Genomic DNA, 613 nt, shown 5'->3' with positions numbered 1-613 from the left:
CCTTGCCGTCGGGTCGGTGGCAATAAACGCATGGGTGATACAGGAACCAGGCTTCGTCGGAATGACGTCATTATCCCTGCCGCTAATTCTTGCCATCAGCGACTGCATCTGGCTGACATCACTTGAAACATAGTTTCTGGCGGGTCGCCCCCTTCGTTGCTCATTATATACAGGGCTAGAATCATTAATGGTCTGCTTCTGAAATTTAATAACTACGCCGTTAGTATATAAATAGCCTTCCAGTATGCGAATAAAATCTGCGGTACCCTCATTATCATTCCGTTCAAAAATAACACCATCCATACCAGTGGGTAACGGCCAGACTTTTTTTAAAAAGGGCATATCCTGGGCGTCTATGGTTTTATTTTCGCGCAATTCTTTTTCCCGTCTAGCCAGCAACTGCACAAAACCCGGATGGTACATTTTCTTTGTCGCGAGGTAGGTTTTATATATATCCTCAGGCCGGGAAATCACCGCTGCCCAGATATTGTCATCCAGCGGTGCAGTGTCATTATAAGCCGTAAAGGAGGATGGCAGGGCGAGCATATAGCGCCCGACGCAGTAAGGTTTCATTTCAGCGTTTATCTTGTTCATGGCTACCTGCTGTGATGAC

At 46.7% G+C, this 613-nt stretch carries 1 pseudogene; it reads right to left on the bottom strand.

From position 1 onward, the window contains the following. Positions 1-594, bottom strand: a pseudogene (locus LDK53_RS22705) (hypothetical protein); the annotation flags it as partial. Between the last annotated feature and the right edge of the window lie 19 nt (positions 595-613).

Origin of the sequence: Enterobacter sp. K16B, assembly GCF_020216105.1 — a bacterium.
Taxonomy (GTDB): domain Bacteria; phylum Pseudomonadota; class Gammaproteobacteria; order Enterobacterales; family Enterobacteriaceae; genus Enterobacter; species Enterobacter sichuanensis.
Note: the sequence above shows the minus strand (reverse complement) of the source record. Positions and strands in the feature narration are given on the sequence as shown.